The organism is Pseudarthrobacter sp. NamE5 (genome assembly GCF_005796225.1).
GTDB lineage: Bacteria > Actinomycetota > Actinomycetes > Actinomycetales > Micrococcaceae > Arthrobacter.
In genome coordinates this window covers 275,038-295,281 of the sequence record NZ_VAHO01000002.1, presented here as the reverse complement: position 1 = coordinate 295,281, position 20,244 = coordinate 275,038, and the positions used below count along the sequence as shown (strand labels likewise).

The 20,244-nt window shown below is 63.2% G+C and carries 22 protein-coding genes and 1 tRNA gene; 17 read left to right on the top strand and 6 right to left on the bottom strand.

The features are described 5' to 3' along the window. Positions 1–329 precede the first annotated feature (329 nt). The 3 genes from FDW84_RS04600 to FDW84_RS04590 all read left to right on the top strand — a co-directional run bounded on the left by FDW84_RS04600 (position 330) and on the right by FDW84_RS04590 (position 1,611). Entirely contained in the window at positions 330–770 is a 441-nt protein-coding gene (locus tag FDW84_RS04600) for a hypothetical protein (protein ID WP_138606995.1), read from the top strand. A gap of 222 nt (positions 771–992) precedes the next feature. Further along, positions 993–1,283 carry a hypothetical protein gene (locus FDW84_RS04595; protein ID WP_138606993.1) on the top strand — a complete coding sequence of 97 codons (291 nt, stop codon included), beginning with the start codon at positions 993–995 and terminating at the stop codon, positions 1,281–1,283. A gap of 10 nt (positions 1,284–1,293) precedes the next feature. Continuing rightward, a complete protein-coding gene (locus tag FDW84_RS04590) occupies positions 1,294–1,611 on the top strand; it encodes a hypothetical protein (protein WP_138606991.1) in 318 nt (105 codons plus the stop codon). Positions 1,612–1,774: 163 nt separating this feature from the next. Here the strand turns inward: FDW84_RS04590 and FDW84_RS19470 are convergent, their stop codons facing one another. From FDW84_RS19470 to FDW84_RS04580, 3 genes are all read right to left on the bottom strand, one after another. Further along, the gene (locus tag FDW84_RS19470) at positions 1,775–2,173 is read right to left on the bottom strand and encodes an ASCH domain-containing protein (RefSeq protein ID WP_205754724.1); all 399 of its coding nucleotides are present in this window, start codon (positions 2,171–2,173) and stop codon (positions 1,775–1,777) included. Between the two features lie 479 nt (positions 2,174–2,652). Further along, positions 2,653–2,823, bottom strand: a complete 171-nt coding sequence (locus FDW84_RS19220) for a hypothetical protein (RefSeq protein ID WP_171046652.1) — start codon at positions 2,821–2,823, stop codon at positions 2,653–2,655. A gap of 73 nt (positions 2,824–2,896) precedes the next feature. Beyond that, positions 2,897–2,979: transfer RNA gene (locus FDW84_RS04580), tRNA-Leu, on the bottom strand. A 169-nt stretch (positions 2,980–3,148) separates the two neighbouring features. Here FDW84_RS04580 and FDW84_RS04575 point away from each other — a divergent pair. Beyond that, entirely contained in the window at positions 3,149–4,453 is a 1,305-nt protein-coding gene (locus FDW84_RS04575; protein WP_138606989.1) for a M20/M25/M40 family metallo-hydrolase, read from the top strand. A gap of 12 nt (positions 4,454–4,465) precedes the next feature. Beyond that, on the top strand, positions 4,466–5,626 hold the full coding sequence (locus FDW84_RS04570; protein ID WP_138606987.1) for an acyl-CoA dehydrogenase family protein: 1,161 nt from the start codon (positions 4,466–4,468) through the stop codon (positions 5,624–5,626). 21 nt (positions 5,627–5,647) lie between these two features. Here FDW84_RS04570 and FDW84_RS04565 read toward each other — a convergent pair whose 3' ends face one another. Further along, positions 5,648–5,881 (bottom strand): DUF5703 family protein, encoded by a 234-nt coding sequence (locus FDW84_RS04565; RefSeq protein ID WP_009358575.1) that lies wholly within the window; start codon positions 5,879–5,881, stop codon positions 5,648–5,650. Positions 5,882–5,920: 39 nt separating this feature from the next. On the opposite strand from FDW84_RS04565, the gene FDW84_RS04560 reads away from it, so the two are divergent. Then, positions 5,921–6,184, top strand: a complete 264-nt coding sequence (locus tag FDW84_RS04560; protein ID WP_138606986.1) for a hypothetical protein — start codon at positions 5,921–5,923, stop codon at positions 6,182–6,184. 21 nt (positions 6,185–6,205) lie between these two features. Here the strand turns inward: FDW84_RS04560 and FDW84_RS04555 are convergent, their stop codons facing one another. Next, complete coding sequence (locus FDW84_RS04555; RefSeq protein ID WP_138606984.1) at positions 6,206–7,138, bottom strand: aldo/keto reductase; 933 nt, start codon at positions 7,136–7,138, stop codon at positions 6,206–6,208. 52 nt (positions 7,139–7,190) lie between these two features. Between FDW84_RS04555 and FDW84_RS04550 the strand changes: the two genes are divergently transcribed. Both FDW84_RS04550 and mshC read left to right on the top strand, forming a co-directional pair. Continuing rightward, positions 7,191–8,024, top strand: a complete 834-nt coding sequence (locus FDW84_RS04550) for an undecaprenyl-diphosphate phosphatase (protein WP_138606982.1) — start codon at positions 7,191–7,193, stop codon at positions 8,022–8,024. 15 nt (positions 8,025–8,039) lie between these two features. Further along, positions 8,040–9,317, top strand: coding sequence for a cysteine--1-D-myo-inosityl 2-amino-2-deoxy-alpha-D-glucopyranoside ligase (gene mshC / locus FDW84_RS04545; protein ID WP_138606980.1), 1,278 nt, complete (start codon positions 8,040–8,042; stop codon positions 9,315–9,317). Positions 9,318–9,325: 8 nt separating this feature from the next. Here the strand turns inward: mshC and FDW84_RS04540 are convergent, their stop codons facing one another. Next, a complete protein-coding gene (locus tag FDW84_RS04540) occupies positions 9,326–10,231 on the bottom strand; it encodes a PAC2 family protein (protein WP_138133717.1) in 906 nt (301 codons plus the stop codon). A gap of 150 nt (positions 10,232–10,381) precedes the next feature. Between FDW84_RS04540 and FDW84_RS04535 the strand changes: the two genes are divergently transcribed. The 9 genes from FDW84_RS04535 (at position 10,382) to pafA (ending at position 20,219) form a co-directional block, all read left to right on the top strand. Continuing rightward, positions 10,382–11,125 (top strand): HAD family hydrolase, encoded by a 744-nt coding sequence (locus FDW84_RS04535; protein WP_138606978.1) that lies wholly within the window; start codon positions 10,382–10,384, stop codon positions 11,123–11,125. Continuing rightward, a complete protein-coding gene (locus tag FDW84_RS04530) occupies positions 11,067–12,278 on the top strand; it encodes a site-2 protease family protein (RefSeq protein ID WP_371419127.1) in 1,212 nt (403 codons plus the stop codon). The genes FDW84_RS04535 and FDW84_RS04530 overlap by 59 nt, the downstream gene beginning before the upstream one ends. A gap of 93 nt (positions 12,279–12,371) precedes the next feature. Next, positions 12,372–13,436, top strand: a complete 1,065-nt coding sequence (locus FDW84_RS04525) for a tRNA (adenine-N1)-methyltransferase (RefSeq protein WP_138606974.1) — start codon at positions 12,372–12,374, stop codon at positions 13,434–13,436. Between the two features lie 82 nt (positions 13,437–13,518). Then, positions 13,519–15,270: a proteasome ATPase gene (gene arc, locus FDW84_RS04520; RefSeq protein ID WP_138606972.1), complete on the top strand. Its 1,752-nt coding sequence runs from the start codon at positions 13,519–13,521 to the stop codon at positions 15,268–15,270. Next, positions 15,267–16,937, top strand: a complete 1,671-nt coding sequence (gene dop, locus FDW84_RS04515) for a depupylase/deamidase Dop (RefSeq protein ID WP_138606970.1) — start codon at positions 15,267–15,269, stop codon at positions 16,935–16,937. The genes arc and dop overlap by 4 nt, the downstream gene beginning before the upstream one ends. An 85-nt stretch (positions 16,938–17,022) precedes the next feature. After that, a complete protein-coding gene (locus FDW84_RS04510) occupies positions 17,023–17,226 on the top strand; it encodes a ubiquitin-like protein Pup (protein WP_138133723.1) in 204 nt (67 codons plus the stop codon). A gap of 81 nt (positions 17,227–17,307) precedes the next feature. After that, the gene (gene prcB, locus FDW84_RS04505) at positions 17,308–18,129 is read left to right on the top strand and encodes a proteasome subunit beta (protein WP_138606968.1); all 822 of its coding nucleotides are present in this window, start codon (positions 17,308–17,310) and stop codon (positions 18,127–18,129) included. 1 nt (position 18,130) lies between these two features. Beyond that, entirely contained in the window at positions 18,131–18,841 is a 711-nt protein-coding gene (gene prcA / locus FDW84_RS04500) for a proteasome subunit alpha (protein WP_138606966.1), read from the top strand. Between the two features lie 13 nt (positions 18,842–18,854). Further along, positions 18,855–20,219 carry a Pup--protein ligase gene (gene pafA, locus FDW84_RS04495; RefSeq protein WP_138606964.1) on the top strand — a complete coding sequence of 455 codons (1,365 nt, stop codon included), beginning with the start codon at positions 18,855–18,857 and terminating at the stop codon, positions 20,217–20,219. Positions 20,220–20,244: the final 25 nt, after the last annotated feature.

Here is a 20,244-nt window from a genome sequence, read left to right as displayed (position 1 = left end):
TCCTGTGTCTCATAACTAACGATTCCTACTCCGATTCAAGCAGAAGGTTTCGAGACATAGTTATGAGAATCGCCGGATGAAGAGAAAGCCGTGAGATTTCAAAGGAATCAGGATCCTGCCGGGCAGAGCCGGCGAGACGTCTCGTTTCCCAAGGGATATGAGACGTTGGACACGTTCTGGCCCAATGCATACCGAAGCTGCCCACTTGGTTGAGCCGAAGCTAATCCTGTGGCTCTGTGAGGTGTGGTTGACGGTTTGGGGTGCGGCATGATGTGTGGTGCGTGTCGTTTTGGATGCGGGTAACGTCGCGTGAGCGTTGAGGGGGAGTCGTGTTTTCTATTTTCATTCCTGAGGGTGAGCCATGGTATTCGCCGGATCGGCGGGCGGTTGACGCGGAGCGCGACATCGTTGTGCAGCTGAAAAACCTGACGGGCCGGGCTCCTGGTAAGGCTTTCGTGTTGACGCATGGTGACATGACCGTTCCGTTCCATACAGCGGAGTGGGATGGAACAGACCCGAAAACAGGGGATTGGTATTTCGCGTCAGAGATCGTGTCGTTCGGTACCAGCATTTATCTTAAAGGTGACAGGGACGTCCCGGATTATGCTTTTGGCAACGATGAGGAAGCACGCAGGTGGCGGCGCATTGCCGCTGAGGCACTTTTGGTATTCGGCAGGGACTACAACGGGTTCAAGTACCCCCAGGAGCAGGTAAGAGTCATGCTCAATGACGAACTGCTCACCCGCTGGCATTTCGGCTACGACGGTTAGTTTCAGAAAATACTGGGTCTAAGAAGCACTAACGTGGCTCGTAACCTCTGCGCTTCGAAACCCTAGGGTTTCGAAGCAGCTTGTCTGCGACAGTGCCAGCGGCCGGGAAAGGACCGGCTAACGGGATGGCTTCGAAAACCGGCCCTTGCCGACTGGAGCGTCCCAAAAACGACGCTATAGCCTCCGGCCCTTCTTGCATCCTCCTGCCCTAATAATTGATCCATGGACGACCAGGAACTGAATGCGGTGCTGAAACGCTCCAGCGATGCCTGGAGAAGGTACATGTCGCCTCCCGCCGTGAGGCAGGGCGAAGAACCGGCGCTCCCCGCGCAGGCGCGGGCAGCCATCAATAAGCTGCGTGCCGAAGCGGATCGCGCCGTGCCGGACCCCGGCGGACCGCTCACCAATTACAGTGCTGCATTGTACGCATGGGCGGCGGCCAACCATCCCGATATCGACTCGATGGAAATGAACAGACATATCCTCGACAAACTGATCATCGACCACCGATAGGCCACAACGGATGATTGATGAAGAACTCAGCGCAGCGCTGGCGGCTTACCGAGATGCCTGGGAACAGTGCAAAAAACAACCGCCACACCGACCTGGTGAGATGCCCACACCAGAAGATTTATTCTTAGCGAATTTCGGCACCGAGCGAGGTCAGTCGTTTTTGCCCACCATTCACGCACTACACGCCGAAGCGCAGCGTGTACCCGATCCAGGCGGACCTCTGGGCAACTACTCCAACGCCCTTGCTACCTGGGCGGATACCCATCCCGAAGTTGACCGCCAAGTGTTGCATCGACTCATACGTGAACTGCTCTGGGCGGCGAAATGAGTGGCCGCACGGAACGAGCTCCATGCCAATGCCGTTGGGAGATCCCGTCATGGGCAGCGGAACCTTGCTCAAGAACTAAGGCGATGTGTTTGAAAAGCCGTGTCGCCTCGAATCCCTAGGGATTCGAGGCGATTCGGAGCAAGCCCCTATGCATCTTCACCGATCAGCTCGAGCGGATGCGGAACGTCACGCGCGAAACCTCAGCATCACCGGGCATCGTTGGATAGTGGTTTTTGAGGCCGGCTGCGTGCTCGGCGTCGAGATCCTGCAGCCGTAATGGCTCGGTAGAGAGGACCTCGCCCTCAACATGAGCAAAATTTGGATGACCCTCGAAAACGAACGTTGCAGTTCCCACTGCAATTGGGTCATCCCATCGGACCGTCGTGGTCTTCTCACCCGACATTACGGCGTCGTGGTACCGCTTGTTAAAGTGGACGATGCGGCGTCCCTGGGCGTCCGGAAAAAAGTAGGTATCGGGCAAAAGGTTGCGAACAGGACGAACAACCGGACCGGACTCTGAGGGCACAGCGACGAGAATGTCAGGATGGTGATCAAGCAGCACCTGCCGGCAACGGCCACACGGAGGGATAAGACCCTGCCCTCCATCACCGGCTGCGGCAATAGTTAAAAGCTGCTCGCGCCTGCGGTCGCTGCAACCCCAAGGGCGACCAGTTCTGCACACGGGCCACCATTGAAATGGTAGACGTTCACCGCCCGGTGGATGCGTCCATCGACATCCATTGCAGCTGCCGCAACCGAAGGCAGGATGCGACCAGGACCGCCCAGGCAGCCAAGATCGGGGCGATGCCGGCGAAACCGCTGCCATGGCTGCAAGGACCAGGAGACCCGAGAGATAGTTGTAGATGCGTCGGCCGGGAGTAGCGTCAAGAGCTTTGTGCCGCTCGTGAAGGTAGTTCAGCATCAAGTCTCATTTTTGTCGCACTCCCGGCGAGATGCACTAAATCTTCTCATGCGGAGGATCCGCAAAATGGCGGCACTGAACACCGCTGGCCGGGCAAGCAAATTGACAGAACCAGCCGATCACTCGTCGAGGTCGAAGTCCAGGTCCAGGTCTTCGAGGCAGTGGAGTTCCCGCCACGGTGATTCCCGGCCGCAGGATCTCCGGCACGTCATCCAGTTGGGTGCTTCGTCCACGATGTAACCGGTGGCGGCCAGTTGGCCGTGGTGGAGGACGGGGGGCCGCACATTCATTTCGGCGTGATTAGGAACCCAGCTCACGTGGATTAAAGCACAAAAAAGCCCCGGTTTCCCGGGGCTTTCTTTGTGCGCGGAGGGGGACTTGAACCCCCACCCCCTTTCGAGGACTAGCACCTCAAGCTAGCGCGTCTGCCATTCCGCCACCCGCGCAGGTGGTATTTCGGGAGACGTTCACACCTTCCGGCGTTTCGCGCCTCTCCGAAGCAGCGAGAAAAACTCTAACACGAACTTTCCGGGAACAACGAATCGGGCCAAGTGGGTAGGCTGAGGGCATCGATTGAGCGCGTGCCAACCGGCCATTTCCACTGAGGAGCCCTTAATGCCTGACGTCCTGCCTGAGGATGAAGTTGTCCGGATCTGCCAGGAACTTATCCGCATCGACACCTCCAACTACGGCGACGGTTCCGGCCCGGGAGAGCGCGCGGCGGCCGAATATGCGGCCGGGCTGATCGAGGAAGTGGGACTGGAAGCAGAAATCTTTGAATCCGCTCCAGGCCGCGCCAACGTCGTCACGCGCATGGCGGGCGGGGACCCCTCCGCCAGCGCCCTCGTCGTGCACGGACACCTGGACGTCGTCCCCGCCCTTCGCGACCAATGGTCTGTGGACCCCTTTGGAGCCGAACTCAAGGATGGGCTCATCTGGGGCCGCGGCGCCGTCGACATGAAGGACATGGATGCCATGATCCTCTCCGTCCTGCGCAGCTTTGCCCGCTCCGGCAAGAAGCCCAAGCGGGACATTATCTTCGCGTTCTTCGCTGACGAGGAGGCCGGCGGTGCCCTCGGAGCCCGCTACGCCGTGGACAACCGCCCCGAACTCTTCGAGGGCGCCACTGAGGCCATTTCCGAGGTTGGTGGCTTTTCGGCCACCATCGGCGGGCAGCGGACCTACCTGCTGCAGACTGCGGAGAAGGGCATCTCCTGGCTCCGTCTTGTGGCTCACGGAAGGGCCGGCCACGGCTCCCAGATCAACAAGGACAACGCCGTCACCCGCCTCGCCGCGGCCGTCACGCGCATCGGCGAATACAAATGGCCCATCGAGCTCACCCCCACCACCCGGCAGTTCCTGGACGGAGTGACCGAACTCACCGGCGTGGAGTTCGACGCCGACAATCCGGACCTCCTGCTCAACCAGCTCGGCACTGTGGCACGGTTCGTCGGTGCCACCTTGCAGAACACCACCAACCCCACGCTCCTCAAGGGCGGCTACAAGCACAACGTGATTCCCGAGTCCGCCGAAGCCCTGGTTGACTGCCGCACCCTGCCGGGCCAGGAACAGCAGGTCCTGGAAATCGTCCGCGAACTGGCCGGCAGCGGTGTAGAGGTCAGTTACGTCCACAATGACGTCTCGCTGGAGGTCCCGTTCGCCGGCAACCTGGTGGACTCCATGATCGATGCCCTGCACAAGGAGGACCCGGGCGCAAAGGTGCTGCCGTACACGCTCTCGGGCGGGACGGACAACAAGTCTCTCAGCAGGCTCGGAATCACCGGCTACGGATTCGCGCCCCTCATGCTGCCGGACGAGCTGGACTTCACGGGCATGTTCCACGGGGTTGACGAGCGGGTCCCGGCGGACTCCCTCAAGTTTGGTGCCCGGGTCCTGAACACCCTGCTGACCAACTACTGACAGGCCAGCAACGTGACGCCCGAAGAGTTGTTGCCGGATATCCTCCTGGAACGGTTCCGCGGCCGCGCCGCCAGCTACGACCGGGACAACGCGTTCTTCCACGAGGACCTGTCAGAGCTCGTTGAGGCCGGTTATCTGAAGCTTTTTGTGCCAGCGGACGACGGCGGACTCGGCTTTGGCCTCGAAGCGGCGGCGCAGTGCCAGCGAAGGCTCGCAACGGCCGCCCCGGCCACCGCACTGGCCGTGAACATGCATTTGGTGTGGACCGGCGTCGCGCAGGTCCTTAAGTCGCGCGGGGACGCCTCACTGGACTTTGTCCTGAAGGAGGCGGCAGCGGGCGAAATTTTTGCCTTCGGCAACTCAGAAGCTGGAAACGACTCCGTGCTGTTCGATTCCCGAACCACCGCCGAGCCGATGCCCGACGGCGGCTACTCCTTCACGGGAACGAAAATCTTCACCAGCCTCTCCCCGGCCTGGACCAGGCTGGGGATCTTCGGCAAGGACCCGCACGCCAGGGACGGCGGCGGCGAACTGGTCCACGGCTTCATCACCCGGGATACAGCCGGCTACCGCACCCTTGACGACTGGGACACCCTGGGCATGCGCGCCAGCCAGTCCGGCACAACAGTCCTGGAAGGCGCGTGTGTCCCGGCGGAAAGGATCTTCCGGAAACTTCCTGTGGGGCCGAACCGCGACCCGCTGATTTTCGCAATTTTCGCCTGCTTCGAGACCCTGCTGGCAGCCGTTTACACCGGTCTGGGGGAGCGCGCCCTGGCTGTGGGTGTCGAGACTGTCAAGCGCCGCACTTCCTTCAAGAACGGCGGACGCAGCTATGCGCAGGACCCGGACATCCGCTGGAAAGTCGCCGACGCCGCCATGGCCATGGACAACCTGTACCCCCAGCTGGGATCCGTCGCATCCGACGTCGACTCCCTGGTGGACCATGGCCCGCAGTGGTTCCCGAAACTCGTCGGCCTCAAGGTTAACGCCACCGAAACCGCCCGCCGCGTGGTGGATCTTGCCATCCGGGTCAGCGGGGGATCGAGCTACTTCCGGGGCTCCGAGCTGGAACGTCTGTACCGGGATGTCCTGGCGGGAATGTTCCACCCGTCAGATGACGAATCAGCCCACAACACAGTGGCCAACGCGTGGCTGGGACCCTTGGCGGATTGAACAGTCCGCGGGACAGTGCTTTCAGACGGTCCGCTGAACCTGCAGCACCCGGCGGCGGAGCCAAAAGCGCCGGCCTCCACCCACGTATAGCTTGCTGCGTTCCAGCTCCCACTTCCCATACTCGGAGTGTTCCACCAGTCGCCGGCGTGCCTCATGCAGTGAATCGTCGGGGCTCACCGTCAGTACGAGGTACTCGTACTGCCTCAAATAGTCCCGTTCCCGCTGGACTGAGCTGGTGAGAAATTGTTCCTTCATTGCTCTCCATTTTCGTCCTTTTCCGGCTAACGTGAAGTCATGAGCATCGATCCGCGTGTCGCGCTTCAGTCCCTGACCACCGCTTTGGAAGAACACCTTATAGCAGCATCCAACCGCCGCGGAGATGGTGACCCCTCCGTGGAGGCAGCTTTTTTTGCAGTGGCAGACGCCTTCGAAGTTTACGAGGACGCCCTCTACGAGGCCTACAACGAGGTAACCCCGCTGCAGGTCTTCGACGACGAGGATGAAGAGGACGAAGAGAGCGCCGTGGACGACGAGGACCTGGAGATCGTCGAGGAATAGGACCTATCGGGCCGGGAGCCCCTAAGCTCCTGACACATCCTCGAGCGCACGGGCTATTTCGGGCGGCAGTGGTGTGAGCTGGGCATCCAGCAGTTCCTTGAGCTGCGCCGGCGTCCGCGCTCCCACGATCGCGGTGGCCACCCCAACCTGGGACAGGAGCCAGCTGAGCGAAACGTCCTGTGGGGTCCGTCCCAGGCCTTTGGCAGCCATGCATACGGCCTCCACCGTCCTGGACGGTTTTTCCTCAAGATAAGGCTCGACGTAGCCGGCTTCAGACGCGGTCGCTGCCCTTGACCCGGACGGAACGGTGCCGCGGTACTTGCCGGTCAGAACACCACGGCCCAGCGGTGCCCAGGCCATGAGGCCCAGTCCGGCATCCTCCACGGCGGGGATGAGCTCCGCTTCCGCCTTCCGCTGCAGGAAGGAATACTCTGCCTGCGCCGCCACGAGGGGGAAGCCCGCTGTGGCGGCCGCCTTCGCCGTCTGCCACCCTGTGAAGTTGGACACGCCGGCGTACCGTGCCCGTCCTGTCCGGACAGCATACTCAAGGGCTGACAACGTCTCCTCCAGCGGCACGTTCCCGTCCCAGGTCTCCGCGAACCAAAGGTCGATGTAATCGGTCCCCAGCCTGGCAAGGCTGGCTTCCAGCCCGGTGAGCATCGCGTTACGCGAGGTATCGACGCCGCGCCGCCCATCGGGCGTCGTCATGCCTGCCTTTGTGGAGATGGAAACTTCGGTCCGGGCCACCACATCGCCCAACAGCGAACCGATCATCGCCTCGGACTGTCCGTCCGAGTAGGATGCGGCGGTATCAAGATGCTTTCCGCCCGCATCCAGGAAAGTGCGCAGGAGTTCCGATGCGTCCTGTTCGTCGGTTTCGCCGGCCCAGCCCCGGGTACCGAGGGAAAGGGCGGACACACGCAATCCACTGTTGCCGACGTAACGCTGCTGCATAGCAGCAAGCTTACGGCCAGAACAGGCACTGCCCATGCCGTAGGGTCTTAGCGTGAACTGGTTTGAAGCGGCCCTGCTGGGCCTAGTGCAGGGACTGACCGAATTTCTACCGATTTCATCAAGTGCACACTTGCGGATTGTGGGGCAGTTCCTGCCGAACGCCGCAGACCCTGGAGCCGCTTTCACCGCCATCACCCAGCTGGGCACCGAGACCGCGGTCCTGGTGTTTTTTTGGCGGGATATTGTCCGCATCGTCAAAGCCTGGTTCGGGTCCCTCGCCGGGAAAGTGTCACGCCAGCATCCGGACGTCCGGATGGGCTGGCTTGTCATCCTGGGCAGCCTCCCGATTGTGGTCCTGGGCCTGCTGTTCCAGGATCAGATCGAGTCTGTGCTGCGCAGCATGTGGCTTGTGGCAACCATGCTGATCGTGTTCGGGCTGTTCCTCGCCGTGGCGGATGCAGTGGGCAGGCAGGAACGGGACCTGAGCCGGCTGACCTACAAGCACGGCATCCTGTTCGGCCTTGCACAGGCCATGGCCCTCATCCCCGGCGTTTCGCGCTCCGGCGGCACCATCACTGCCGGCCTCCTGATGGGTTACACCCGCGAGGCCGCGGCCCGCTACTCCTTCCTGCTCGCCATCCCGGCTGTGTTTGGCAGCGGGCTCTACCAGCTCTACAAGACCGTCACCAACGAAGGCATCACCGGCCCCTACGGATTGCCGGAGACGGCCCTGGCCACTGCCATTGCCTTCGTGGTGGGGTACGTCATTATCGGCTGGTTCCTGAAGTTCGTTTCCACCCGCAGCTACCGCTTGTTCGTCTGGTACCGGATTTTCCTGGGCCTCGCCCTGTACCTGCTCCTCGGTTTCGGTGTCATCAGCGCCTAGCACTAGGCTTGGTGTGTGAAATCCTGGACTTCCCGCCCTGTTCCCGCCCTGCCCGGGAGCATGCCTCCGATCAGCTTGTTCGATACGGCGGCGCGCCGCGAGGTTGTCCTGGGGAACGAGAGCCACCCGTCCATGTATGTCTGCGGCATCACGCCGTACGACGCCACCCACATGGGCCACGCCTCCAGCTACGTCGCCTTCGACCTCCTCAACAGGGCCTGGCGGGACGCCGGCCACGAAGTTGCCTACGTTCAGAACGTCACCGACGTGGACGACCCGCTGCTGGAACGCGCCACCGCTACGGGCGTTGACTGGAGGGACCTGGCAGCGGGCCAGATCGAGCTCTTCCAGACGGACATGGAAGCCCTCAATGTCCTGCCGCCGGACCACTATGTGGGAGCGGTGGAGTCCATCAATCTGATAGTTCCCGAGGTTGAGCGGCTCGTCAGCCTTGGGCTGGCTTACAGGGTCCGGGGCAGCAACGGCGAGCCGGACGGGGATGTCTATTACGACGTCGAAGCGGCCGGCAAGCAGTCCGTCGCGCCGGATGTGTGGTCGCTTGGATGCATATCAGGGCTTCCAGAAAGCGACATGCTTGAGCTTTTCGCTGAACGCGGCGGCGACCCTGGCCGGGCCGGGAAGCGGCAGGCCCTGGACCCGCTGCTGTGGCGGGTGGAGCGCGACGGGGAGCCAAGCTGGCCCGGCGGCAGCCTGGGAGCAGGCCGGCCGGGATGGCACATCGAGTGCACCGTCATTGCCCAGAAGTACCTGCCGTCGCCCTTCACCGTGCAGGGCGGAGGTTCGGACCTGATCTTCCCGCACCATGAAATGGGTGCAGGGCACGCGTACTCGCTGGCCGGAGTTCCGCTGGCCAAGCACTACGCCCACGCGGGCATGGTGGGCCTGGACGGCGAGAAGATGAGCAAGTCCAAAGGCAACCTGGTGCTGGTCTCAAAACTCCGTGCGGCAGGGGAGGACCCTGCAGCCATCCGGCTTGGCATCCTTGCCCACCACTACCGCTCGGACTGGTCCTGGACAGATGACGCGTTCGAGGCTGCGAAGGCAACGCTGGCAACGTGGCGCCGGGCCCTGGAGCATGCTCCGGAAGGGTCAGCCGTCCCCCTGCTTGCAGAGATGCGGGCAGCACTGGCAGCGGACCTGAACGCGCCCGCCGCCGTCGCCGCCGTTTCCCGCTGGGCGGAGCAGGTAAACCCCGACGGCGGTCCGGCAAGTCCGGCAGACCAGGGCCTGGTCAGGGACGCGGTGGACGCCCTGCTGGGCGTGGTTCTCTAAATGAGCGGTCAGGGCCGGTCCTGGCCCCGGCGCTTGAGGTAACGCTCAAATTCCCGGGCAATCGACTCACCGGTGGCCTCGGGAAGATCTGCCGTGTCCTTCGCTTCCTCAAGCTGCCGGACGTAGGCGGCAATCTCGGGGTCCTCGGTCGCCAGCTCGTCCACGCCCCGCTCCCAGGCGTCCGCTTCCTCCGCAAGCTCATGGGTGTCCAGCGGGACCTGCAGGAGTTCCTCGATCCGGTGCAGGAGCGCAAGCTGGGCTTTCGGCGACGGCGCCTGCGCGACATAGTGCGGAACGGCAGCCCAGAGGGAGACGGTGGGGATTCCCGCCAGCAGTGCCACCTCGGACAGCACACCCACAATTCCAACCGGGCCCTCATACTGCGACGCTTCCAGGTTCATGCGTTCGCGCAGCGGTGCGTCGTCCGAAGAAGTGCTGACCGGAATCGGCCTGCTGTGCGGTACGTCCGCCAGCAGCGCGCCCACCAGGATTACGTAATCGACGTTCAGGGCTTCGGCGTGCACCAGCAGTTCAGCCGTGTAGGCCCGCCACTTGTAGGACGGCTCAGTGCCCTGCACGAAGATGACGTCGACATTCGAGTTGGGTGCGCTGGCCTTGTAGATCCGCGTTGAGGGCCACTTGATCTTCCGTTCCCCGGCAGCGTTCCGGCGGACGGTGGGGCGGGTGAACTGGAAGTCGTAGTACTCGTCAGCGTCAATGGACGCCACCTTCTTGCCGCCCCACAGTTTGTTCAGGTACCGCAAAGAGTCGCTGGCCGCTTCCCCGGCGTCGTTCCAGCCTTCAAAGGCGGCAAGCATCACTGTCACGCGCTGTCCGTCAGCCACAGGCTGCAGGAACCGCTCCCGTTCGGGTCCGGCACCCGGATCGGTGGTGTCTCCCTCGAAGCTATTCATTTCTTCACCCTACGTCCAAGGAGCGCCGTCATGCATTGAATGAAGCGCCGGAAATCCTCCGGGGGCAGGGCACGGAGCAGGTCGGGCGCCGATATTCGCCAAGGGCGTAGCCCACAGCGGGTGCCCAGGCCGTCCCCGTAGACTGAAGCCATGCGATTGCCAGCCGACAGTTCCCCGCTCAAAGCCGTCCTCTGGGACATGGACGGGACGATCGTTGACACGGAGCCCTACTGGATTGCGGCGGAACGTGCGCTGGTGGAGGCCCACGGCGGGACCTGGTCCCATGAGCAGGCCATGCAGCTGGTGGGCCAGTCGCTGACTTTTTCCGCCGGGCTCCTGCAGCAGGCGGGCGTGGACCTGGAAGTCCGGCAGATCATCGACACGCTCACCGCGGCCGTGGTGGCAAGCGTACAGCGCCAGGTGCCGTGGCGGCCGGGTGCCCGCGAGCTCCTGGAAGAGCTTCACCTTGCGGGCGTGCGGTGCGCCCTGGTCACCATGTCGGAGGGCCCGCTGGCCCGGCAGGTGGTGGAGAGCCTCCCACGGCCATACTTTGAGGTTCTGGTAACCGGGGACACGGTGGCCCGGGGAAAGCCCCACCCGGAGGCGTATCTGACGGCAGTCGAATGGCTGCAGGCCGCCGACCCGGACCTGGCCCTCCACCACTGCGTAGCGCTGGAGGATTCTGCTCCGGGTGTGGCTGCAGCTGTGGCGTCCGGCGTGGCGACCGTAGCCATTCCGCATATCGTGCCGCTGCCCGAGGATCACCGCTACACGCTTTGGGATTCCCTGTCCGGCCGCTCCGTCACTGATCTCGAGGCCCTGGTCCTGGCCGGCAATGCATTCGGCAGCACCACCGGTTCGCCGGTGCAGGCTTTCGGGATCGCCGGTGAGTGAAACCAGCGCCCCTCTCCGGCGTGAAGGCATTCCCCTGGGAAGGATCGCCGGCGTTCCGGTGGTTCTTGCCTATTCCTGGTTCATCATCGCCGCCTTCACCGTCATTGTGTACGGACCGGTCCTCGGCCGGCAGAACCCGGCCCTCGGCATCAGCGCTTACATCGTGGCCTTCGCCTACGCCATCCTGCTCCTCATTTCCGTCCTGGTCCACGAGCTCGCCCATGCCCTGACGGCCAAGATCTATGGCTGGCCCACGCAGAAGATCGTGCTCAACCTGTGGGGCGGACATACCCAATTCGAGAGCTTCACGGCGTCACCGGGACGGTCGGTTGTGGTGGCATTCGCCGGCCCGGCAGCCAACTTTGCGCTGGCAGGAGGCGCCTGGTTGGTGCTCAGCTCGGTAAGCATGGGCAGCGTGGCGGAAATCCTCACCAACATCTTCATGTGGGCGAACTTCCTGATTGCGGTCTTCAACGTACTCCCGGGGCTTCCGCTTGACGGCGGGCGCCTGGTTGAGTCCGTGGTCTGGAAGGCCACGGGCAGCCAGGCAAAGGGAACCATAGCTGCAGGCTGGGGCGGCCGGGTCATCGTCGTCGCCATCTGCTACTGGTTCATCCTCAGGCCCTTGCTGGCCGGGGACTCCCCGGATTTCAGCCTCCTGCTGATTACAGTTCTGGTGGGCAGCTTCCTGTGGATGGGTGCTTCCGCATCCATCCAGCAAGGCACCCTCCGGGGGCGGCTCCACCTTGTCAGCGCAGCAGGGCTTTCGACGCCGGCCACCGGGCTTCCTGCTACCGCGACAGTGGAGGACGCCCTTCGGCATGGCGGTGCTGTTTCCCTGGTGGTTTGCGGGCCGAACGGGCGCCCCGAAGCGGTTGTGGATGCCGCAGCCTTGGCCTCGGTCCCTGCTCACGCCGCGGCCTCGACACCCATCACGGCGGTTTCCTACGCGTTGGCGCCTGGCGCGTATGTCCCCGAATGGTCGAAGGGGCAGGAGTTAATTCAGTTCCTGTCGCAGCTCGAAGGGCGTTACTACGCAGTGGTGGACCACAACGGCAAGGTGACCGGCCTGCTCTCCCAGGACGCCGTGCTGGCCGCCATCACCGGCAAACCCCGGCGGCCCGATACACGCCGGCAAGGCCAAAACCGGTAGAGTTACCTGCCGGCCGTGCATTGCCGCCGCAGAAGCCACAATGTTCATAACAGGACATTCGGGCGCCACAGTTTTACAGGAGCGAGGAAAGTCATGAGCAGCGAAACTGCCGTCAACGAAGCCACAGCAGCCGGTCCCACCGGTGCTGCCGCCGGCGGCTCGCAGCCGGTGGGCGCGGCGCGCCGCCGTGGCCCCTTCCGGGAAGGCGAACGTGTCCAGCTGACCGACGAGCGCGGCCGTATGAACACCATCACTCTCGAAAGCGGCGGTGCCTTCCATACGCACCGGGGCTTCCTGAACCACGACGACATCATCGGCAAGGTGGATGGCTCGGTGGTGGTGAACAACGTTGGCCAGCAGTACCAGACCCTGCGTCCCCTCCTCTCCGACTTTGTACTCTCCATGCCGCGCGGCGCAGCCGTGGTTTATCCCAAGGACGCCGGCCAGATCGTCACGATGGCAGACATCTTCCCGGGTGCACGGGTGGTGGAAGCAGGCGTAGGCTCGGGCGCCCTGTCCATCTCCCTGCTCCGGGCAGTGGGCGACGACGGGTACCTGCACTCCTTTGAACGCCGTGAGGAGTTCGCCGACATTGCGCGCGGCAACGTTGAAACCATCTTCGGCGGACCGCACCCCGCCTGGCAGATCACGTTGGGCGACTTCCAGGAAGAAGTTGTCCGCACGGAGGCGCCAGGCTCCGTGGACCGGGTGGTCCTGGACATGCTCGCGCCCTGGGAATGCCTTGACGCCGTGGCCACTGTCCTGGCACCCGGCGGCGTCTGGATCAATTACGTTGCCACTGTCACCCAGCTCTCCCGCACTGCGGAAGCAATCCGGGCCGACGGCCGCTTCACAGAGCCCGACGCCTGGGAATCGCTGGTCCGCGGCTGGCACCTTGAGGGACTTGCAGTCCGGCCGGACCACCGGATGGTGGCGCACACCGGGTTCCTGCTGGTCACGCGGCGGCTGGCCGACGGCGTTATCGGCATTTCCGTAAAGCGCCGCCCGTCCAAAACGGACTTCAACGAAAGCGACGTCAACGCGTGGACGCCCGGGGCCGTGGGGGAGCGGCAGGTTTCGGATAAGAAACTCCGGCGTGCCGCGCGGGACGCCATCGCCGGGACCAACGTCAAGGACGATCCCGAGGTCACGAACTAGTCCACATTTCGGGAGTCTCCCTCCGTACCTGCCATCTTGGGGCTAATGTCTTAATAGAAGCGCAGGAAGGGGCTGATACATCATGGAGACACCAAACCAGGACTCCGGGCGTACACCGGCAGAGCAGTCTGCCGCAAATGACCTCTCGGTTGCCGACCGCCAGGTCAACATCCTCCGGGACAAGCTCAGACACATTGACCGTCAGTTGGCGGCGGCGACGCAGAACAACGCCAAGCTGGTCAGCATGCTTGAGACCGCGAAGGCCGAAATTCTTCGGCTGAAGAACGCCTTGGACCAGGAAGGGCAGCCGCCGTACAGCTTCGGCACCATCCTCCAACTGAATCCCAAGCGGCAGCCAGCACCGGGCAGCAGCGGGCAGGCAGCAACAGAGGAATCCGTGGACATCTTCAACGCGGGCCGCAAAATGCGCGTGGGCATCAGCCCGCTGGTGAACATCAACCAGTTGGCGGTGGGCCAGGAGGTCCTCTTGAACGAGGCGCTCCTCATCGTCGCCGGTTTGGGGTACGAGCGCGCAGGTGAACTGGCCACGCTGAAGGAGATGCTCGGAGCCGACCGTGCCCTTGTGGTGGGGCGTGCGGATGAAGAACGCGTCGTCCGGCTCTCCGGCGCGCTCATGACCGAAAAGCTGCGTGTGGGCGATGCCCTGTCCGTTGACTCGAGGACCGGGTATGCCCTCGAGAAAGTCCCCCGCTCCGAGGTGGAGAACCTGGTGCTGGAGGAAGTTCCGGACATCACCTACGAGGACATCGGTGGCCTCGGACCGCAGATCGAGCAGATTCGTGATGCCGTCGAGTTGCCGTTCCTGCACCCTGACCTCTACCGGGAACACGGGCTCAAGGCCCCTAAGGGCATCCTGCTGTACGGTCCGCCGGGCTGCGGAAAGACCCTCATCGCCAAGGCAGTGGCCAATTCCCTCGCGGCCCGCGCAGCAGAGCGGTCCGGCAACGTGGACCTCAAGAGCTACTTCCTGAACATCAAGGGCCCGGAACTCCTGGACAAGTACGTCGGTGAAACTGAGCGCCACATCCGGCTGATCTTCTCCAGGGCGCGCGAAAAGGCGTCCGACGGCAGCCCGGTGGTGGTGTTCTTCGACGAAATGGACTCGCTGTTCCGCACCCGCGGCACCGGCATCTCGTCCGACGTCGAAACAACAATTGTGCCCCAGCTGCTCAGCGAGATCGACGGTGTGGAGCGGCTGGACAATGTGATCGTAATTGGCGCGTCAAACCGCGAGGACATGATCGACCCCGCCATCCTCCGGCCCGGCCGCCTGGACGTAAAGGTCAAGATCCACCGTCCGGACGCCGAGGCCGCCGCCGATATCTTCAACAAGTACATCACTACTGACCTTCCCTTCCATGAGTCGGACCTCGCCGAGCACAACGGAGACGTCCAGGCAACCGTCGACGCCATGGTGCAGCGGACGGTGGAGGCCATGTACTCAACGGACAAGTCCAACGAGTTCCTGGAGGTCACGTACGCCAACGGCGACACGGAGATGCTGTACTTCAAGGACTTCAACTCAGGTGCGGTGGTGCAAAATGTCGTGGACCGGGCCAAGAAATACGCCATCAAGGACCTCCTGACCACCCACCAGAAGGGGCTGCGGATCGAGCACCTGCTCCGCGCCGTGGTGGATGAGTTCCGCGAGCACGAGGACATGCCCAACACCACCAATCCGGACGACTGGGCAAGGATCTCGGGCAAGAAGGGCGAACGCATCACCTATATCCGGACCATCGTCCAGGGCAAGGCCGGCCAGGAGCCCGGCAAGTCCATCGAAACGATGCCGGCCACAGGGCAGTATCTATGACGGCTGCTTCGGAACCTGCCGGCGGCGGAGCACTGCCCGCCGGCGGGGCCATGCGGGTTATGGGTGCGGAAACGGAATATGGCATCCATGCCCCGTCCGCGCCCTCCGCCAATGCCACCATGATGAGTGCCAGGGTGGTGCAGGCCTACGCGCAGGTCACGCGGCAGCGCGCCGCCGGGGGAGCGGAGACGCGCTGGGACTACACAGACGAGGAGCCGCTGCACGACGCCCGCGGCTGGACGGTGGACCGCGCCACCGCCCATCCGAGTCAGCTGACCGACCAGCCGCCGGTTCTGGATGCGGAAGCGGTGGCCCTCGCCTACGGACGGGAGGAGCTCGAGCTTGACGGGCAGGACGAGTCCGGCACCCTCCTGATGAACATGGTCCTGGGCAACGGAGCACGGCTCTACGTGGACCACGCCCATCCTGAATATTCCAGCCCCGAGGTCACTAACCCCCGCGACGCCGTCAAGTGGGACGCCGCGGGAGACCTCGTAGCGCTGGCCACCGTGCGCCGGCTGGCAGCTGATCCGGACCTGCCGCCCGTCAACCTGTACAAGAACAACACGGACAACAAATCCGTGTCCTACGGCTCCCATGAGAACTACCTCATGCCGCGATCCGTCCCCTTTGGGGACATCGTGCGGGGCCTGACGCCTTTTTTCGTCACCCGCCAGATCCTGTGCGGCACGGGCCGGGTGGGGATCGGGCAGGACAGCTCCACCCCGGGATACCAGATCAGCCAGCGGGCTGACTTCTTCGAAGCCGAAGTCGGGCTGGAAACTACCATACGGCGGCCAATCATCAACACCAGGGACGAGCCCCACGCCACCGCTGACAAGTACCGGCGGCTGCACGTGATTATCGGGGACGCCAACCTCAGCCAGGTGTCCAACTATCTGAAGTTCGGAACGACCGCCATGGTGCTCAGCCTCATTGAGGCCGGGCTTGCCCCAAAGGTAGAAGTCCACGAACCGGTGGCCGCACTCCAGGCCGTCAGCCACGACACCTCCCTTACCGCCCCCCTCCGCCTGACGGACGGACGGCGGGTCACCGCCCTCGACCTCCAGTGGATGTACCACGAGGCCGCTGCCAAACTGGCACAGGATACCGGCGTAGGGGATGCCTTGGACGGCGACGGGCATACGCACGCGGTCCTTGAGCACTGGGCCACTGTCCTCACCCAACTGGACAATGACCGCAAAGCCGCTGCCTCCTCTGTCGAGTGGCTCGCCAAACTGTCACTGCTCGAGGGGTACCGCGAGCGTGACGGACTTGAATGGAACGACGCCAGGATGGGACTCGTCGACCTGCAGTGGGCCGACATAAGGCCCGAAAAGGGACTCTACTACCGGCTCCTGGCGAGGAACCGGATGCAAAGGATCCTCGAGGACGCAGCCATTGCTTCAGCCGTCTCGGAGCCTCCTTCAGATACCCGTGCCTTCTTCCGGGGCAAGTGCATCAGCAGCTTCGGCAAGGACGTGGTGGGAGCCAGTTGGGACTCGGTCATCTTCGACGTTCCGGGATACGGGCGGCTTCAGCGGGTGCCCACCAGGGAACCGCTGCGGGGAACGAAAGCCCTGACCGGAGCGTTGTTTGAACGCTACCGGGAGGCGGGCCCGTTTCTTGCGGAGCTTCTGGGACATATCGCTCCGCCTGCGGCGTAAACCGCCCCAGGAAGCCCATACCGTGGCAGGATGGGCATATCGGAGGATCCGCCGGATCCGATGACTGATATAAGGAGGGGTACCAATGGCAGGCCAGGAACAGCAGCATCCGCAATCACGGGACAGCCAGGTCGATGAAGACATTCCCGAGGCGCCGCCCGCACCGCCTGAGGCGCAGGCTTCAGCATCAACAGAAGGCGTAGATGATCTCCTCGACGAGATCGACGGCGTCCTCGAATCCAACGCCGAAGAGTTCGTCCGGGCGTTCGTCCAAAAGGGCGGTCAGTAACCCGGACCCGGTAGGTGGCGGAAGCCGCGGTCGGCCGGAATCTGTACCGACGTTGAAGAACTACGTTCAAGGAGTGCATGAGTGCTGGAATCAACCGCCAACCAGGTAGCCGCCAACGCCACCTCGTCCTTTACGGAACACCTGCAACGGGACCGGCCTGAGCTTCTGCCCTACAACCGGTCCCTCCAGGCAGGTGCGTCTCCCGCCGCCCCACTGCAGGTTCCGCACGCCACCACCATAGTTGCCATGGCCTACGACGGTGGCGTGCTGATGGCAGGGGACAGGCGCGCGACCATGGGCAACGTCATAGCCAGCCGGCACATCGAGAAAGTCTTCCCGGCAGACCGTTACTCGGTTCTGGGAATCGCGGGGACTGCCGGCATAGCCATCGACCTGACCCGGTTGTTCCAGGTTGAACTTGAGCACTACGAAAAAATCGAGGGCACGCTCCTCAGCCTTGAAGGCAAAGCCAACCGGCTGGGCGCCATGATCCGGGGGAACCTCCCGCTGGCACTGCAGGGCCTGGCCGTGGTGCCGCTCTTCGCCGGCTTTGACACCAGCGCAGGTGTGGGCCGGCTCTTTTCCTACGACGTCACCGGCGGCCGGTACGAAGAACATGAACACCACACCGTAGGGTCCGGATCGGTCTTTGCCCGCGGTGCCCTGAAAAAGCTCTGGCGGCCCAACCTCGCCGCCGCCGAGGCCATCGCCGTCGCAGTGGAATCCCTTTACGATGCCGCCGACGACGACTCAGCAACCGGCGGTCCCGATACCGTCCGCAAGCTATGGCCCATCGTCTACACAGTGGACAGTTCCGGTGCGCGGCGCGTGCCCGAGAACGAACTCGCAGCTGTATCGAGGAACATCATAGAAGCCCGTACCATCGCAGGACGGGAGGCCTGATATGACGCAGCAATTCTATGTATCGCCCGAGCAACTGATGAAGGACCGCGCGGACTTCGCGCGGAAGGGCATAGCCAGGGGCCGGTCCGTCGTCGTCATCAGCGGCCAGGACGGCATCGCCCTCGTAGCCGAGAATCCTTCACCTTCCCTTCACAAGGTCGGCGAGATCTACGACAAGATCGCGTTCGCCGCCGTCGGGAAATACAACGAGTTTGAAAGCCTTCGCCAGGCGGGGGTCCGGTACGCAGACGTACGCGGCTACTCCTACGACCGCGAGGATGTCACGGCCAGAGGTCTCGCAAGTGTTTATGCCCAGAGCCTGGGAGCGGTGTTCACGGCCGAACAGAAGCCGTTCGAGGTGGAACTCGCAGTCGCTGAAGTTGGCCCCACGCAGGCCGAGGACCACCTGTACCGACTTACCTTTGACGGCTCCATCGCCGACGAGCACTCCTTCGTTGTCATGGGTGGCCAGGCGGACAAGGTCTCCTCAGTCATTGGGCAGGGCTGGCGCAGTTCGCTGAGCCTCGCAGAGGCCGTGCGCCTCGCCGTGTCAGGCCTGGTCCCACCGGCGGAGGCGGACGAACAGCCGAAGACACTGCCCCCGGGTGCCCTGGAAGTGGCGGTTCTTGACCGGGATTCGGAGGCCGGCCGCGGATCCAGGCGGGCCTTCCGCCGGCTCAACGACGCGGAAATCACTGCACTGCTGGCCTAGGAGGACAGTACAGATGGACAAGAGAATCTTCGGCATTGAAACCGAGTTCGGGATCTCGTATTCGAGCCCCGATTCAAGGCCTCTTGCTCCCGAGGAGGTGGCCCGGTACCTCTTCCGCAAAGTGGTTAGCTGGGGGCGCTCATCCAACGTCTTCCTGACCAACGGATCACGGCTCTACCTTGATGTCGGGTCCCACCCGGAATACGCGACTGCTGAGTGCGATGACCTGGCGCAGCTAATCGCCCACGACCGTGCAGGGGAGCTGATCCTTGATGACCTCGTGGACGAAGCGCAGGCGCGGCTCGCGGCAGAAGGTTTCAACGGGACCGTCTACCTGTTCAAGAACAACACCGACTCTGCAGGAAACTCATACGGCAGCCACGAAAATTACCTCATTCCCCGCCGTGGCGAATTTTCGCGCCTTGCGGAGATCCTGATCCCGTTCCTGGTTACCCGCCAGTTGATTGCCGGTGCGGGCAAGATCCTCAAGACACCCCATGGGGCCACCTACGCCTTTTCCCAGCGGGCTGACCATATCTGGGAAGGGGTTTCCTCCGCCACCACCCGGTCGCGCCCCATCATCAACACCCGCGATGAGCCCCATGCCGATGCGGAATTCTATCGGCGCCTCCATGTCATTGTGGGCGACTCGAACATGTCTGAGGCCACTGCCCTCATGAAAATCGGCACCGTCGACCTCGTCTTGCGCATGATTGAAGCAGGTGTGATCATGCGGGACATGAGGATGGAAAACCCCATCCGCAGCATCCGTGAAATCTCCCATGACCTCAGCGGCCGGGCATTGGTTCGCCTGGCCAACGGGCGCCAGCTCACTGCCCTCGAAATCCAGCAGGAGTACTTGACGAAAGTGACAGCTTTCGTCAAGGAGCACGGAGCCCACAACCCGTATGTTCCGCTAATCCTCGATCTCTGGGAGCGGACACTCAAGGCGATCGAAACCGCAGACTTCAGGGGCATCGACACCGAAATCGACTGGGCCATCAAGAAGAAGCTCATGGACAATTACCGTGAACGCCACGGGCTCGGCCTGGACAATGCGCGGATTGCCCAGCTGGACCTCACGTACCATGACATCTCCCGCGGCCGCGGCTTGTTTTACCTGCTCCAATCACGAGGTGCGGTGCGGCGCATCGTGGATGACACAGTCATCAAGGACGCCGTTGACGTCCCACCCCAGACCACCCGCGCCAAGCTCCGCGGCGACTTCGTGCGCCGGGCTCAGGAGCTGGGCCGGGACTACACCGTTGACTGGGTCCACCTCAAGCTGAACGACAGGGCGCACCAGACCATCCTGTGCAAAGATCCCTTCCGCAGCATCGATGAGCGGGTGAATGCGCTCCTGGACTCTATGGGCTGACCCAGCTTCAGGGTCTATTCTGGAT

Excerpts from the sequence above, each read along its gene's own strand:
- FDW84_RS04590 (WP_138606991.1), top strand. The coding sequence starts at position 1,294 with ATGATTGATGAAGAACTCAGCGCAGCGCTGGCGGCTTACCGAGATGCC.
- FDW84_RS04595 (WP_138606993.1), top strand. The coding sequence starts at position 993 with ATGGACGACCAGGAACTGAATGCGGTGCTGAAACGCTCCAGCGATGCC.
- FDW84_RS04555 (WP_138606984.1), bottom strand. The coding sequence starts at position 7,138 with ATGCAGCAGCGTTACGTCGGCAACAGTGGATTGCGTGTGTCCGCCCTT.
- arc (WP_138606972.1), top strand. The coding sequence starts at position 13,519 with ATGGAGACACCAAACCAGGACTCCGGGCGTACACCGGCAGAGCAGTCT.
- FDW84_RS04540 (WP_138133717.1), bottom strand. The coding sequence starts at position 10,231 with ATGAATAGCTTCGAGGGAGACACCACCGATCCGGGTGCCGGACCCGAA.
- FDW84_RS04530 (WP_371419127.1), top strand. The coding sequence starts at position 11,067 with ATGCATTCGGCAGCACCACCGGTTCGCCGGTGCAGGCTTTCGGGATCG.
- FDW84_RS04565 (WP_009358575.1), bottom strand. The coding sequence starts at position 5,881 with ATGAAGGAACAATTTCTCACCAGCTCAGTCCAGCGGGAACGGGACTAT.
- pafA (WP_138606964.1), top strand. The coding sequence starts at position 18,855 with ATGGACAAGAGAATCTTCGGCATTGAAACCGAGTTCGGGATCTCGTAT.
- FDW84_RS04510 (WP_138133723.1), top strand. The coding sequence starts at position 17,023 with ATGGCAGGCCAGGAACAGCAGCATCCGCAATCACGGGACAGCCAGGTC.
- FDW84_RS04525 (WP_138606974.1), top strand. The coding sequence starts at position 12,372 with ATGAGCAGCGAAACTGCCGTCAACGAAGCCACAGCAGCCGGTCCCACC.
- dop (WP_138606970.1), top strand. The coding sequence starts at position 15,267 with ATGACGGCTGCTTCGGAACCTGCCGGCGGCGGAGCACTGCCCGCCGGC.
- prcA (WP_138606966.1), top strand. The coding sequence starts at position 18,131 with ATGACGCAGCAATTCTATGTATCGCCCGAGCAACTGATGAAGGACCGC.
- FDW84_RS04535 (WP_138606978.1), top strand. The coding sequence starts at position 10,382 with ATGCGATTGCCAGCCGACAGTTCCCCGCTCAAAGCCGTCCTCTGGGAC.
- FDW84_RS04575 (WP_138606989.1), top strand. The coding sequence starts at position 3,149 with ATGCCTGACGTCCTGCCTGAGGATGAAGTTGTCCGGATCTGCCAGGAA.
- FDW84_RS19220 (WP_171046652.1), bottom strand. The coding sequence starts at position 2,823 with ATGAATGTGCGGCCCCCCGTCCTCCACCACGGCCAACTGGCCGCCACC.
- FDW84_RS04560 (WP_138606986.1), top strand. The coding sequence starts at position 5,921 with ATGAGCATCGATCCGCGTGTCGCGCTTCAGTCCCTGACCACCGCTTTG.